This is a genomic window from Hymenobacter profundi, from assembly GCF_019334315.1.
Taxonomy (GTDB): domain Bacteria; phylum Bacteroidota; class Bacteroidia; order Cytophagales; family Hymenobacteraceae; genus Hymenobacter; species Hymenobacter profundi.
On the sequence record NZ_JAHWGL010000044.1, the window covers coordinates 22,189 to 35,847 of the forward strand.

At 55.6% G+C, this 13,659-nt stretch carries 12 protein-coding genes and 1 tRNA gene; 8 read left to right on the forward strand and 5 right to left on the reverse strand.

Annotated features, from left to right (window positions below):
* Positions 1–284 precede the first annotated feature (284 nt).
* Together KYK14_RS11660 and KYK14_RS11665 are read left to right on the forward strand one after the other, a co-directional pair.
* The gene (locus tag KYK14_RS11660; protein WP_219159008.1) at positions 285–983 is read left to right on the forward strand and encodes a 3'-5' exonuclease; all 699 of its coding nucleotides are present in this window, start codon (positions 285–287) and stop codon (positions 981–983) included.
* Positions 976–2,877 carry a DUF294 nucleotidyltransferase-like domain-containing protein gene (locus KYK14_RS11665; RefSeq protein ID WP_219159010.1) on the forward strand — a complete coding sequence of 634 codons (1,902 nt, stop codon included), beginning with the start codon at positions 976–978 and terminating at the stop codon, positions 2,875–2,877. The genes KYK14_RS11660 and KYK14_RS11665 overlap by 8 nt, the downstream gene beginning before the upstream one ends.
* A 72-nt stretch (positions 2,878–2,949) precedes the next feature.
* Here KYK14_RS11665 and KYK14_RS11670 read toward each other — a convergent pair whose 3' ends face one another.
* A complete protein-coding gene (locus KYK14_RS11670; protein ID WP_219159012.1) occupies positions 2,950–4,296 on the reverse strand; it encodes a hypothetical protein in 1,347 nt (448 codons plus the stop codon).
* A gap of 185 nt (positions 4,297–4,481) precedes the next feature.
* Between KYK14_RS11670 and KYK14_RS11675 the strand changes: the two genes are divergently transcribed.
* Genes KYK14_RS11675 through KYK14_RS11685 form a run of 3 tightly spaced genes read left to right on the forward strand, consistent with a single transcriptional unit; the run spans position 4,482 to position 8,185 of the window.
* On the forward strand, positions 4,482–5,630 hold the full coding sequence (locus KYK14_RS11675; RefSeq protein WP_246601810.1) for a hypothetical protein: 1,149 nt from the start codon (positions 4,482–4,484) through the stop codon (positions 5,628–5,630).
* Between the two features lie 18 nt (positions 5,631–5,648).
* The gene (locus KYK14_RS11680; RefSeq protein ID WP_219159014.1) at positions 5,649–7,313 is read left to right on the forward strand and encodes a BCCT family transporter; all 1,665 of its coding nucleotides are present in this window, start codon (positions 5,649–5,651) and stop codon (positions 7,311–7,313) included.
* Positions 7,310–8,185 carry a universal stress protein gene (locus KYK14_RS11685; protein ID WP_219159016.1) on the forward strand — a complete coding sequence of 292 codons (876 nt, stop codon included), beginning with the start codon at positions 7,310–7,312 and terminating at the stop codon, positions 8,183–8,185. Before KYK14_RS11680 ends, KYK14_RS11685 begins: the two co-directional genes overlap by 4 nt.
* Positions 8,186–8,200: 15 nt before the next feature.
* Here the strand turns inward: KYK14_RS11685 and KYK14_RS11690 are convergent, their stop codons facing one another.
* The 4 genes from KYK14_RS11690 to KYK14_RS11705 form a co-directional block, all read right to left on the reverse strand.
* Entirely contained in the window at positions 8,201–8,809 is a 609-nt protein-coding gene (locus KYK14_RS11690) for a MarC family protein (RefSeq protein ID WP_219159017.1), read from the reverse strand.
* Positions 8,810–8,905: 96 nt separating this feature from the next.
* Entirely contained in the window at positions 8,906–9,586 is a 681-nt protein-coding gene (locus KYK14_RS11695; RefSeq protein WP_219159018.1) for a site-2 protease family protein, read from the reverse strand.
* 302 nt (positions 9,587–9,888) lie between these two features.
* Positions 9,889–10,419, reverse strand: coding sequence for a hypothetical protein (locus tag KYK14_RS11700; RefSeq protein WP_219159020.1), 531 nt, complete (start codon positions 10,417–10,419; stop codon positions 9,889–9,891).
* A 249-nt stretch (positions 10,420–10,668) separates the two neighbouring features.
* A tRNA-Ile gene (locus KYK14_RS11705) sits at positions 10,669–10,742 on the reverse strand.
* A 150-nt stretch (positions 10,743–10,892) separates the two neighbouring features.
* On the opposite strand from KYK14_RS11705, the gene KYK14_RS11710 reads away from it, so the two are divergent.
* The 3 genes from KYK14_RS11710 (at position 10,893) to KYK14_RS11720 (ending at position 13,587) form a co-directional block, all read left to right on the forward strand.
* Positions 10,893–11,546: an HAD family hydrolase gene (locus tag KYK14_RS11710; RefSeq protein ID WP_219159022.1), complete on the forward strand. Its 654-nt coding sequence runs from the start codon at positions 10,893–10,895 to the stop codon at positions 11,544–11,546.
* Positions 11,521–12,753 carry a site-2 protease family protein gene (locus KYK14_RS11715; protein WP_343217092.1) on the forward strand — a complete coding sequence of 411 codons (1,233 nt, stop codon included), beginning with the start codon at positions 11,521–11,523 and terminating at the stop codon, positions 12,751–12,753. The genes KYK14_RS11710 and KYK14_RS11715 overlap by 26 nt, the downstream gene beginning before the upstream one ends.
* A 201-nt stretch (positions 12,754–12,954) precedes the next feature.
* Positions 12,955–13,587: a hypothetical protein gene (locus KYK14_RS11720; protein WP_208308082.1), complete on the forward strand. Its 633-nt coding sequence runs from the start codon at positions 12,955–12,957 to the stop codon at positions 13,585–13,587.
* The last annotated feature ends 72 nt before the right edge of the window (positions 13,588–13,659 follow it).

A 13,659-nucleotide genomic window follows, 5' to 3' on the forward strand; every position in this document is an offset into this window, starting at 1 on the left:
TGAATCGCATACTGAGGCCTCTCTTACTGCAACTTGTCCCGAAATATAAGAATGTTATCTAAACTTTATCGTTTGTGTAATAGCATAAACAAATTTTTCTCTTTCAAGTAATCAGCAGTATTACAACGTTTGCACTCTGCGCCCTCACCTCAACTTACTATTACACCAAAGCAGTACTTTGGCTGTTAGAAATAGGTATGCTTTGCCAGCAGCAGGCTGAGGCGGCGTGCCCTACCTGCTATTTTCTTCTATGGTGCCCTTGTTGCGCCTAATACTACCGCTCTGTGGCTGCCGATTTTTTCTTGTTTGTTGATACGGAAACCACGGGCTTGCCCACTCGCTGGGACCAACCATACGCAGAGGAAGGCCACTGGCCCCACATTGCGCAACTGGCTTGGCAGGTATACACGGCGGCCGGTGAGCGGGTGCGCACCGATGAAGCGTATCTGCGCGTACCCGCTGGTACTATGCCCGCCGAAGCTGTTGCCGTGCACGGCCTCACCGAAGACTTTTTGCACACCCATGGTGCCGCGCCCCGCCCCGTGCTGGAGCGCCTGCACCACGACCTGCTCCACTACCGTCCGCAGGTAATCGGCCACTTTTTGCAGCTCGATTTTCACGTGCTGGGTGCGGCGTTTCAGCGGGTAGGCTTGTCGAATCCGCTGCCGGCCTTGCCGCAGTTCTGCACTATGTTCAGCAGTCGGCCGCTGAGCCTGCGTGGACATTACCTGAAGCTAGCCGACCTGCACGAATATCTTTTCCAGGAACCGCCGCCCCGCCTACACGATGCCGTGGGCGACGCCGCTGCTACGGCTCGCTGCTTTTTTGAAATGCGCCGCCGGGGGCTGTTTGCTGCCACCGCCCCTACCCTACCGCGGTTGGTGCCCCCAGCGCCCCGCTCCTTCTGGGCACAACACCAACTACCGATTACTATCGGGGTGGCCTTGTTTTTTCTCCTTCTCTATTGGTTGATCTATGGATAACGTCCTGGCTTTTTTGCGCACCGTGGAACCCTTCCAGCTCCTGCCCGACGACGTGCTGGCAGGGGTAGCCGATTTGGTAGAGGAAGTTCACTACCCCCGCGAAACCCTACTTTACCAACAGGGTACCAGCAAGCTGCGGGCATTGGACATCATTGTAGAAGGCGCTTACGACACCTTTTTCTACGATAGCGAGCAGCACAAGCGCCTACCCCTCATCTACCCGGCCGGCACCTGCTACGGAGGCATTTCCATCCTGCTGCACAAAAAACGCTCTATCCGGACGGTGGTAGTGCGCGCCCGCACGCGGGTGCTCACCCTCCCCCGCCGCGACTTTCGGGCGCTGTGCGTGTCCTACCCTGCCTTCTTCCACTTTTTCACGGCGCGCTACGGCGAGCAGATGCTGAACGAGGAGTTTGCCCACTTCGTGAAGCCCCGCGACACGCCCGAGCAAAATTTCCTGGTGGCCGACCAGCTGTTTTCGCGCCGGGTAGAAACGCTGGAGATGCGCCCCATCACGGCCTGCACGCTGGATACGCCCATCTACGAGGCCGCGCAACGTATGGCAGCGGCCAAGGTGAGCTGCCTGTTTGTGACCGATGCCGAGGGTACCATTGTGGGCTACTGCACCGACATCACCCTGCGCGACTCCGTGATTGCGCAGCGCCTCGATGCCAACCGCCCCGTAGCCGACGTGCTAGCCACGCCGTTGGTCACAGTCAGCAGCGGAGCTTTTGTGTATGAGGCTATTCTGAAGATGTTTCAGACCAAAACGCGCTACTTGCTGGTAGAGCGCGAGGGCGAGTTTCTGGGCTTCCTGAGCCGCAACAAACTGCTCAGCGACTTGGCCCAGTCGCCGTTTATGTTCATTCAGGCTGTGAAGCTGGCCCAGAGCACCCACGAGCTAAAGCGCCGCTGGGACCAGGTACCCGAGATTGTGCAGCAGCTGCTGGGTAGGGGCGTGAAGTCGGAAATCGTGAACCAGGTGATTACGGCCGTGGCCGATGCCATTGCCCTCAAGGTGATTGACAATGTGCTGGCCGAGCACGGCCCGGCCCCGGCGCGCTTCGTGTTTATGGTACTGGGCAGCGAGGGTAGGCAGGAGCAAACCCTGGTGACGGACCAGGACAATGCCATCATCTACGAAGACAAAGCCAATGAGCAGCGCGAATTAGTGCGAGCGTATTTCCTGCGCTTCGCGGAGGCCGTGTCCGACCAGCTCAACCACATTGGGCTGCATTACTGTACAGGCGGCTTCATGGCCAAAAACCCGAAGTGGACGCACTCGCTCTCGCATTGGAAACGCAACTACCAGGAGTGGCTGCGCGAGTCAAACCCCGAAAACGTGATGCGCTTCGCTACCTTTTTCGACTGCCGCTACCTCTACGGCGACGAATCAATTATGGACGAACTGCAAGCCTTTCTGCATCAGGAGCTCCAAAAGCCCTCGGAGCGCTTTTTCCGGTTTATGGCTCAGAACGCCCTGCAATACGAGCCGCCGCTTACCTTCCTGCGCAACATCCGCACGTTTGTGCAGGGCACCCAAAAGGTGTTCGACCTCAAGCGCACCATGACGCCCATTGTGGACCTAGTACGGGTATACGCGCTGCAACACCAGATTTTCCGGACCAACACCGGCGAGCGGCTGGCCCTGTTGCGCGAGCGTGGAGTCTTCCGCGAAAAAGAGTATCAGGAGCTGCTACAGGCGTATTACTACCTGATGGGCATGCGCCTGCACAAGCAGGCCACCCAGCTCCTGAAAGACCGCACCTCTCCCACCAATTACGTAGACCCGACCACCCTTACGCAAGTGGAACAAGTCACGCTGAAAGAGATTTTCAAGGTGATTCAGGACTTTCAGCTCAAGATCAAGGTAGGCTTCACGAAGTCGTTTTAAGTATCGCCCTACGCAGGTCAAGAACAAAATAGAGACGCATCCTTCCGTCTCTACTTTGTTCTATAACACAGCTTACTCCAATTGCAGCACCGAATCGGCGTACCTCCCGCGCCAGATACTACGAATGGTGGCTTGCTGATTGCCCAGGCCCGTATTACAACGGTATAGGTAGCTAGGCCGGCCCATGCCCGGCTCTACGCCCCGCATACCGGGCATGGCCAGGTGGCCACTGGGGTCCAGCTGTTTTATGCGGTAGTAGGAATATACCAGCACGGAGTCGCGGTAGGCGGGGGGCTGCTGCGCAAACCAGCTGATTTCGTCCCAGCCCCACAGAAACCAGTCGCGGTTTCGGTCGTAGTTGCACCCTACGGCGGCTTCGGCGCTCGGCCCGCTATTGTCCAGCTCTACCAGGTAGGGATTGCGCACGGCCGTCCAGCCCAGCGGATTGAGGCCCCCTAGGCTGCGCTGGTGCAATCCTACGTTCGGATCAACCTGTATTGTAATTGGCTGCCGCTCGGGCGTGCAGCCTGGCGCCTCCTGGTAGTTCACCCAAATGGAGTGAAAATCGAGTACCAGTTGCTTTGTGCTATCGGAGGTAGGGCGATACGACTGCCACTCGGCCAACGGCATAGTTTGCACCAGCTGCGGCTCGTAGTATATGCCGCCAGAAGGCACGTGGCCGTCGCAGAGCACCACGCCGCGGTTCCGGGTAGCCGCATAGGTCCTGATTTTCTGGAGCAGCGCCCACCACTGCGCGTTGCCCACGTCGCGGCGGTTCATTACTTCTACTTGTCCGAAATGAATGGCCTCGCAACCCGCCGCGAGGTAGCGCGTGGCCATGTAGTAAAACCACAATTGGGCTTCCTGAGTGGTGACATCGGGCGTGAACCGACGCATGCTTTCAGCCATCGGACCATCGTAGACGCGGTACTGCGCGGCGGGTGCCGGGTACAGCATCTCATGACAACGAAAATTGCGCCGCACCACAGGCAGCCCAAACGCCCGGAATACTCGCGCTGGCACGGCTATGTTGTTCACACTCTCTGATACATACTCGAATACCGCCGCTTGGCAAATCACTTCCCGGTCGTGGGTCTGGATGCGGCGTACATTCCAGCGGACCTGTGCAAATAGAGCATCATGCGCGGCTTGGTCGTAGGCATTTTCCCACCAGCCCCCAATGCGGCTCACAAACTTGGCGCCCACGTTGTGCAGCATGGCTATGTTGCGCCGGCGTTCGGCTTCGCTCAATTTGTTGACACCCTCTATTTCTGACTGCCCCTGCATGGTAATGGCGCGGTCGAGGTAGTTGTTGAGCACGTTCTGGCTCATCGTACCCTGAAAGCGGTAGGTTTGGGCGTAGCTGTAACTATTGAGGAAGCAGAAAAATAGGAAAAGCCAACGGAAGCGAAGTAGCATCACGAGGAAGGATGGTGAAGTGGAATAACGCTGCCATACGCAGAATCCACATTCCGAATTTCCAAAAGGGATTTGCGAAAGAGCTTCTGGAAGCTTAGCGCCGCGGTAAAGCAAATACACTTTTTGCGAAACGTTTTTCGCTTGACTTCGTCCAACCTACCCAGGAGTTCACCTAACGCCCCTCTATGCATAAAACACTTTTACTTTTATTTCTCTGCTTCTTCGGCACGCTGTGCCACGCACAAGACCTAGAGGACAAAGACGATGAAAAGCCTGCCCTGAAGCTGGGCGGTGCGCTGCGCTTCAACTACAACCTCTCTACCTGGAAACAGGACCAAGTGGAACGGGGCGGTGATTTTGGCTTTGATATGTTTCGCATCAATGCGGAAGCCGCCTATAAAGGCATCAAGCTGAACGCCGAGTTCCGGCACTACTCGCAGGCATTTGGAGGGAGCTTTCTGAAGCAGGGCTGGTTTCAGTACGATTTCTCGGATGCCGCCCAACTACAGGTAGGGCTGAACCAAGTGCCCTTCGGCATTCAGCAATACAACTCCAACAATTGGTTTTTCAACATGACCTACTACCTGGGGTTTGAGGATGACCACGACATGGGTGTAAAGTACATTCACGACCGGGGCCTCTGGCAGTGGCAGGCGGCCTACTACAAAAGCGCGGAGGATTTTGTGTTCAGCTCGGCCGAAGCCAGCCCCAACCGCTACTCCTACGACGTAACCGGACGCAACAAGGAGAACAACCAGCTAAATTTTAAACTGGTCCGGCGCCTCGACGACAGCCTGGCCCACGAGTTGGGCGTTTCCCTACAGGGCGGCCTCCTCTACAACCTGGATACCAGGCGCAACGGCACCCGCTACGCCGGGGCGGTGCACTATGAATTTAAGCCCTCCTATAGCCGCTGGAGTATGAAGTTGCAGGCCATGCGCTACCGCTTTCAGCCAAAATATGCCAACGGTGCGGCCTTAAATTTCGTTGAGATGGGTGCGTACGGCGCCAACTACCGGGTAGCCACCAGGGGCAACCTGTACACGGCCAACGTCGCCTACCGTCTCCCCATTGAAACCCGCTTGCTGCAAAGCATCACGTTGTACGACAACTACGGCTACTATTCGAAAGATGTCCGTGGCTTTGAGAACTCGCACATGAACGTGCTGGGGGCGCTGTTTGCCGCCGGGCCCATGGCCATCTACACCGACGCCGCCTTTGGCTATAACCACCCCTGGTTGGGACCTGAATGGGAAAATGCCTTTACCAGTGGCACTTCCGGCAACACCCGCTGGCACATGCGATTCAACATCAACATGGGCTACTACTTCTAGAAATCAACAGCACTGTATATGAGCAAAGTTAGGAATGAGGCGAAAAAATCGTTTGGGTTGGATGTAAACGGGCCCGTGTTCTGGCCATCCATCGTGATACTTGTCCTCAGTATCGTGCTCGTTTTGGTCTTTCGGGAAAGCGCCGAAACGTTTTTCGCGGAAATACAGACTGCTGTCACGTCCAACATGGGGTGGCTGTTTATTCTGAGCGTGAACATTTTCGTGGCGTATTGCCTGTTTCTGGCCTTCGGCCGGTTTGGCAACATCCGGTTGGGTGGTCGGGATGCGCGGCCGGAGTTCAGCACCGGTTCCTGGTTTGCCATGCTATTCAGCGCCGGCATGGGCATTGGCCTGCTTTTTTGGAGCGTGGCCGAGCCCATCAACCACTTTCAGACGCCCCCGCTTGGGGAGCCGGGTACGCCGGCCGCTGCCCGCCAGGCCATGAATTTCACGTTCCTGCACTGGGGCTTTCATGCCTGGGCCATTTATGCGCTGGTAGCGCTGGCCTTGGCCTTTTTCACCTATAATCGCCAATTGCCTCTTACGGTACGCTCGGCTTTCTACCCGTTTCTGGGTGAGCGCATCCACGGCGTTATTGGTGATGTGATTGATATTCTGGCGGTTATTGCTACCCTCTTCGGCTTGGCTACCTCGCTGGGCCTGGGGGTGAAGCAAGTAGCGGCGGGGCTACACCACGTATTTCCAGTTATCGTCAACAACGTCACTACCCAGATTAGCCTGATAGCCATCATCACGGGTATTGCTACCATATCGGTGGTAACGGGAGTAGACAAAGGCGTGCGTATCCTCAGCGAATGGAACGTCCGGATTGCCTTGCTGGTACTGGTGGCGGTGCTGTTTCTGGGGCCTACGGTGTTTATCCTGGGTTCTTATGTGCAGAACACTGGCTACTACATCGGGAGCTTTATGCAGCTTTCTTTTTGGAATGAAGCTTACAGCAATACCAACTGGCAGGGCACCTGGACGGTGTTTTACTGGGCCTGGTGGATTTCGTGGGCGCCGTTTGTGGGCATCTTCATTGCGCGCGTCTCCAAAGGCCGCACCATCAAGGAATTTGTGCTCGGGGTACTGATTGTGCCTTCCCTACTCTCGTTTCTGTGGATGACGGTATTCGGCAGCACCGCCCTGCGCGAAGTACTGGGCGGCAATACGGCCGTAGCCGAGGCCGTGGCCGCCGACGTATCGACAGCCCTGTTTGTCTTTTTCGAGCAGCTTCCTTTCTCTAATATTCTGTCGGTTATCGGCATTGTGCTCATCACCGGGTTCTTCGTCACGTCTTCCGACTCTGGGTCGCTGGTGGTGGTAAGTCTTACCTCTGGCGGCCGGCCAGACCCTTCTGTTGGCACCCGCGTGTTCTGGGCCCTGTCGGGCGGGACCATTGCGGCGGTGCTGCTGCTGGGTGGCGGGTTGCAGGCCTTGCAAACGGCTGTTATTATCACAGGACTTCCCTTTGCTATCATTCTGCTGCTCATGTGCTATAGCTTGTATAAAGGGCTAAGCGAAGAACTGGAAGAAGAAACGAAGCTCGGCAGCGCCCAGCAACGCAAAGATTATCAGCAACTGGTAGGCGAGATGCTGGCCAAGCGGGCGCAAAAGCAGGACGCCAAAGCGCCTCAAACAAGCACTTCTACCCCCTTACCCCCAAACGCCGCGAAACTATGATTGCCATTGACGCGATGATGGTCTGCCTGGACCTGAGTGATATAGACGAAAAACTGGTGGCCTTCACCCGCTCTATCTGCGAGCGGCTGCAAGTAGGCAAAGTGTACTTTGTGCACAACGTGAAGGTAGCCGAGCTGAGCGACGACTTCCGGGAATTGTTCGGCAATATGGACCTAGCCACCGAAGTGGAAGGCAACATCAACGACATCGTGGTCGAGCAGTTCGGCAATGCTGCGGCGTATGAGGTGCTCGTAGGCGAGGAGCCGAACACAGAGGTGATGCTGGCCGAACTGGTGAAGCGCTACCGGATCAAGCTGGCCTTACTGGGTAAAAAAATGAGCGACAAGAGCACCGGCGCCCTCGGCACCAAGCTGCTCCAGGTGCTGCCGTGCAGCGTGCTCGTCTTCCCCGAAACGGCGGTAGCAAGCATTCATAAAGTTCTGCTGCCGCTGGATTTTTCGGCCACCTCGGTGCACGCCCTGCGGCTCAGCCAAAACCTGTCCACGCAGTTGGGGCTGCAACTGGAGATACTGCACGTGTACCGGCTGCCGACCCAGTACTTCCCGCTTATCTCGGAAGAAAAGGCCGTGAAGAAGGCCGAAGAAATCGTGAAGGAGCGGTTTGCCGCCTTGCAGCGAAAACACCAAGAAACCGCCGGCGTGCCCTACACCCTGGTGCGGGCCGCCAACAAAAGCGTGGCAGAGCGCATTCGCCTACACTTGGGCAAAGGCAAATACGACCTGCTCGTGCTCGGCCTGAAGGGTAGTAACCCCCTACCCTCCCTGCGTTTTGGCAGCGTACCGAAGGAAATCTACAACATGGACCTGCCCATTCCGCTGTGGCTGGTTTATTCCGAGGAGGTGATACGGTAGGCGCTACGGCCAAGCCTACCCAGCGGCCCGCATCAGGTTAGTGATACCGGTAGTAATCATATCAACGCCGATAGCGCCCAGGAAAAAGCCGTTGATGCGTAGCAAAAGCTCCATGATTTTATCGAAGGCAATCTGAAAGCTTTTGCTGCGCATGGTGCGGCGCATTTGCTTCAACCCCATAATGATCAGGTAGTTGATTAGCATAATCAAGACCAGCGCTACTACCCCCTGCCACAGTTGCAGCTGCTCCGACATCAAGACGGTGAGCGAGATAGTGCCGGCCCCTACCATGAAGGGCAGCGCAATTTCGGAAGCTAGGTCGTGCAGGTCGCCTTTAATCTGAATGAACGCCTTCCTTCCCTGCACAATAAAAATGTAGGCAAAGGAAAACAGCACAATGCCGCCGAATATCCGGAACGACTCGAAATTGATGCTAAATACCTTCTGGAAAACCAGGTCGCCGAACAGCAGGAAAACCAGGTATATGCAAAAGGAAATTGTGCTGGCTTTCAGAAATACCGACCGAAAGTCGGCTTCCGAAAGGTCTTGCATAATCGGCTTCAGGTATAGAAACAAGGCAAACGGGTTCAGCATCACCAGGAAACTGACTATAGCTGCTATCATCAAATCAGGCTACTTAACGGGTTTGGGATGGGCCACCGAAAGGTACTTTCTATTGTGTAAGGCAGCGATGCGGGTAGGAGCACCGCGAAATGGCGGCTACAGTGGTACTCTGGGGTAATTGGCTACCTCTTTCTCCTGGCCGCCTTCGCTGCTTAGTAAGCGGCTGGGCCGATTGCGCCGTGCTACCTCGTGCGCTTTTTCGAGCGCCTGTGTTTCATCTGCAAACTCCTCGACGAGGTTCTGGTTGTGGTCCAGCACCTGCCATTGCGCGTCCTCCTCGTTCCACTGCACGCAGTAGGTCTTTTCCGCGGCCTGCCCTTTGTTGCGGACCCAATCCAGAATAATCTTCCCGTCGCTGTGGTTGCCGTCGGGGTAAGGCATGGGCAACAGCGCAAAAAAGATGTAGTACAGGGAGAAATAGGTGAACTGGTAGGTAAGCATGCCCGACTCCAGCCGGCCGCTCTCGATAAGATAGACCACTGCCACCGCAGACACGGCATTGAAAAGCGAGCCTCCCGCAAAAATAAGGACGTTGGCCAGTCGGTGGTTATACCTCAGATTGTCGAAGGTGCACTGGCCGTACCAGAAGTAGTATTGGCGCACTTCCAGCATGCCCAACCGAAACACCACGTCGCCGGAGCCCACGGTCACCTTGATGTTTTTGCCCCCCATCAGCCAGGCAAAAAACACGTGTCCCGCCTCGTGCAGAAAAGAAATAACTGGCAGCACCAGGAAGAAGGCCAGAAAGAACTTCGGGATGTCACTTACTCCAAACATATGACTACGTGTACGGAGAAAGGGATTATCCGTGGCTAATTCCTTGAAGCAAAAGATTGAGGTTTTGCCTCAAGAGGAAGTAGTGAGGAGCTTTGCCGTCTGGCGTGTTGGCCCCTACCTACATAGGCTGGCAGTACGTCATTCGAAGCATACAGAAGGGCGTTTTAAAAAAGTATATCTATAGGCTAGGGTGTTAGACCTCTTCTCCGACTATAAGGTAGTACACGCCCTACTCTATTGCAACACAAACGCCCCGACCGGTTGGTCGGGGCGTTTTGTTTCACCATATTTTCTATGGATAGTTAGTCATGCTCATAGTATTGTACGCGGAAGGTTCCACTCTTAAAACGCTTTAGCTCCACCTGTTTTGTGTAAAAATCATCGCGCTGCAAGGTGGCCTCAAAGCGGCCTTCTATGATCCGATTTATAGTATCAAGCTGAGTCACCTGAATAGTAGGCAGGCCTTGGGCAGTTGTTGACATAAATTGATTGAAAATCATATCACCACCGCCTATTTCAAGCCAAGTAGCTGGCAAGGCTTGGATAGAGGAAAGTAGTTGCCTTTTCGGCATAGAGAAGCTAAGCGTTAATTTCTCTACAATTCCTATACTTTGGGGATCAGCACCTGTTACGAAAAACGTGCGCTTAGATTTATAATAATTCCCGTAGACTCCCGTAACACCTGTCTTCAACCAAACATTATCGTTTTGCCGAGCTTGCACATAAAATTCTGCTTGCGGCTCTTCTAATAGCGGCTCCGCGGAGTCTTTGTCGCATGCTGTCAGACTACTAGCCAATAGTGTAGCGGCTAATAAAGTGGAGAAGTAATTCATCGTAGAAATAAGAAGTTAGATGCCTATAGGATGCAGATAACAGCGCAAAAGGTTGCATTGGTTACACTTAATATAATCTTGCAGTAGGTATTATTATCGTCAAGTTAGAAGAGTACAGAGGTCGACATAAACTGAACGAGCAGCAAGGTAGGAGCAGCCACGTTCGAAATTCTATTATTTAATGTTCTACCAAATAAAAACAAAAACAGCCTCCACATATTGTAGAGGCTGTTTTTAGTCGGTGTGTTGTGGGCCCACTTGGAATCGAACCAAGGACCTACTGATTATGAGTCAGTTGCTCTAACCGATTGAGCTATAGGCCCGATGCGTACTAATCTGACAGAGCAGGTTGGTTTCGCTGCTGCAAACTTCGAAGTTTGCGGGCGAATTTCCAATTTTAATCCGCGTCGGAGTGGTTTCGAGCGGACGAAACCTACCTTCGGGCGGCTGCGAGCTGCCCCTACCTAAATCGTATGACGAAGAAACCCAACCTGCTGTTCGACTTTGGCGGCGTTATCATCAACATCAACTACCAGCGCACGCTGGATGAGATGCGCCGTTTTAGCCCGGCGGGCAGCACCATTGCCTTCAACCAACAAGCACAGGCCGAGCTGTTCGACCAGCTAGAAACCGGCCGCCTCACGAGCGAGGCATTTCGGGAGGGGCTGCGCACGGGCTACCAGCTCACGGCCACCGACGACGAACTGGACGCCGCCTGGAACGCCATGCTGCTGGACGTGCCCGCCGAGCGCTTAGCTCTTATTGCCGAGCTGCGGGAGCAAGGCCACGAAACGGCGCTGCTTAGCAACACCAACCACATGCACATCAACGTTATCAACCGGCAACTACAGGAGCAGTACAGCTTCGCACACGGCATTGCCGATGCGCTGGACCGCGTGTTTTATTCCCAGGAGGTAGGGCTGCGCAAGCCCGGCGAGGAGATTTTCCGGCACGTGCTGCGCGAAATGAACTGGAAAGCCGAGGAAACTCTTTTCATTGAAGACAGTATCCAACACATTGAAACAGCCCGCCGCCTGGGAATACAGACCCTGTTCCTGGCGCCGCCGCTGACGCTCACCGACGCTTTGCCCGACGCCATTCGTGCCTTCTCCCCTACCTCTGCCTGACGCCGAAGCCCCCACGGCTGCCGACGATTCTGCTTCCTATACCCTAGCCGATGCCCACGAGGCCTTCGTGCGCTACGAGCAGCCCGAGCCGCCGCGCTGGCGTGTGTACGGCCTGCACCTGCTGCTGTTTCTGGTTACGCTGGTGACTACCACGTTGGCCGGCATTATGCTCACGCGCGGCGGGTTGGATTTCCTACCCCTCGACGTGTTCGGGCTGCGGGGCGAGGCCTTGCGCACAGAGCTGAGCCGGGGACTATGGTTTTCGGTGCCGTTTCTGGGCGTGCTCACGGTGCACGAGTTTGGGCACTACTTCACGGCGCGCTATAATCGGGTGCGCACTACCCTACCCTACTTCATTCCGTTTGTGCTGGGCATTGGCACGTTTGGGGCGGTTATTCGCATCAAAGACCGGATTTTCTCGCGCCGGGAGTATTTCGATATTGGCCTGGCCGGGCCGTTAGCGGGCTTCGTGGTGGCGGTGCCATTGCTGATGTACGGCTTCACGCATTTGCCACCGCTGGCAGATTATCTGTTTCAGATTCATCCGGAATACCAGCAGTTTGGAGCCGATTATGCGCGCCACGTGTACCCACCCGGTGCCCAAGGCATCACCTTTGGTAAGCCGCTGATCTACCAATGGCTGGAAACCTGGCTGGCCGATCCGGCGCGTTTGCCGCACCCGTATGAGTTGCTGCACTACCCGGTGTTGCTGGCGGGGGTGTTGTCGTTGTTCTTCACGGCGCTCAATCTCTTACCCATTGGGCAGCTCGATGGGGGGCACATTCTGTACGGTTTGTTGGGCTACCGGCGCTTCAACCGGCTGTCTACGGTGCTGTTCATCGGCTTTATTTTCTATGCCGGATTAGGAATTTTCTCCCTGCACTCTGACCGTGACACGTGGCTCTACGGCGGCGTGCCTTACGCGCTGTACCTATTTGTGGTATTTCGGAAGCTGCTGCCTACTCCCGCCCGCACGGTGTTGCTGGCGGCAGCCGTATGGTTTGGGCAGTTGGCCCTCACAGTGGCCCTACCCGGTGTGCTGGGCAACCCTGGCTGGCTGGTCTTCGGTCTGCTATTGGGTAGGCTAACGGGTGTGCACCACCCACCCGCTCCCGATGAAAGTCCGCTGTCGCCGGGTCGCAAGGTGCTGGGCTGGCTGATGCTGGCGATATTTGCACTGTGCTTCACTCCGGCACCGTTTCATTGATGAATAGTGAGTGATGAGTTTGTGCAGTTGTGAGTGAAGAAAGCCTGTCATCCTGCGCTTGCGAAGGACCTTATACCCGTAGAACGAGTCGTTGTTACGCCTGTTGTTCTCATGTGAGAAGGTCCTTCGCAAGCTCAGGATGACAGATGTATTTTCTATTCACAAACTCACCGCCCACCACTCCCAACTTGCACCCACTGAATGGTTTTAGAACAACGCTCGCTTTTCTCTACTACCCAACTTACGTTGCGTGCCCACGGCGTACACGTCAGCAAGCGCTCTGTCACTGGCGACGTGCTGCTGGAATTTGAAATGCCGTACGAAGAGGTATTGCCCGTGCGCGTGGAGAAGCGCCGCCCTACCCTGCCGCACCGCTGGCGCACGTGGCTGTTTGTATTAGGCTGGCTAGTGGTGAATGCGTTAGGCAGCTCCTACGTGCGCGACCGGCTGAGTCATAACGTCTGGCTGGCCGCTACGGGCGGCGTATTGGTGCTGGGCTTGATGCTGTACGGCTGGAACACCTGGCGGCGCTATTTTGTGCTCGTTACGGCCCGCGCCCACGTGGTGCTGTCCGATAGGTGGCGGCAACGCCGGGAGCTGCACCGCTTCGCCGACAAGCTGGAACAAACCACCAAGGCCTACCTTCGCCACCACTACGCCGACATCAACCCCCTGGGCCTAATTGAACCTCAATTACGCCGCCTGCATTGGCTCCGCGAGCTAGAAGTCATCACCGAAGCCGAAGCCCGCATCGGCACTGTGCGCCTCACCGGCCGCCACTCCGACACCATCCAAAGCATGGGCCAGGAACTGGAAGCGCCGTATGTGAACTAAGGGTGAAGTTGAGAATAGAGTGAGTAAGAGGTAAAAAAAGTGTCTGTCATCCTGAGCGGAGCGAAGGACCTT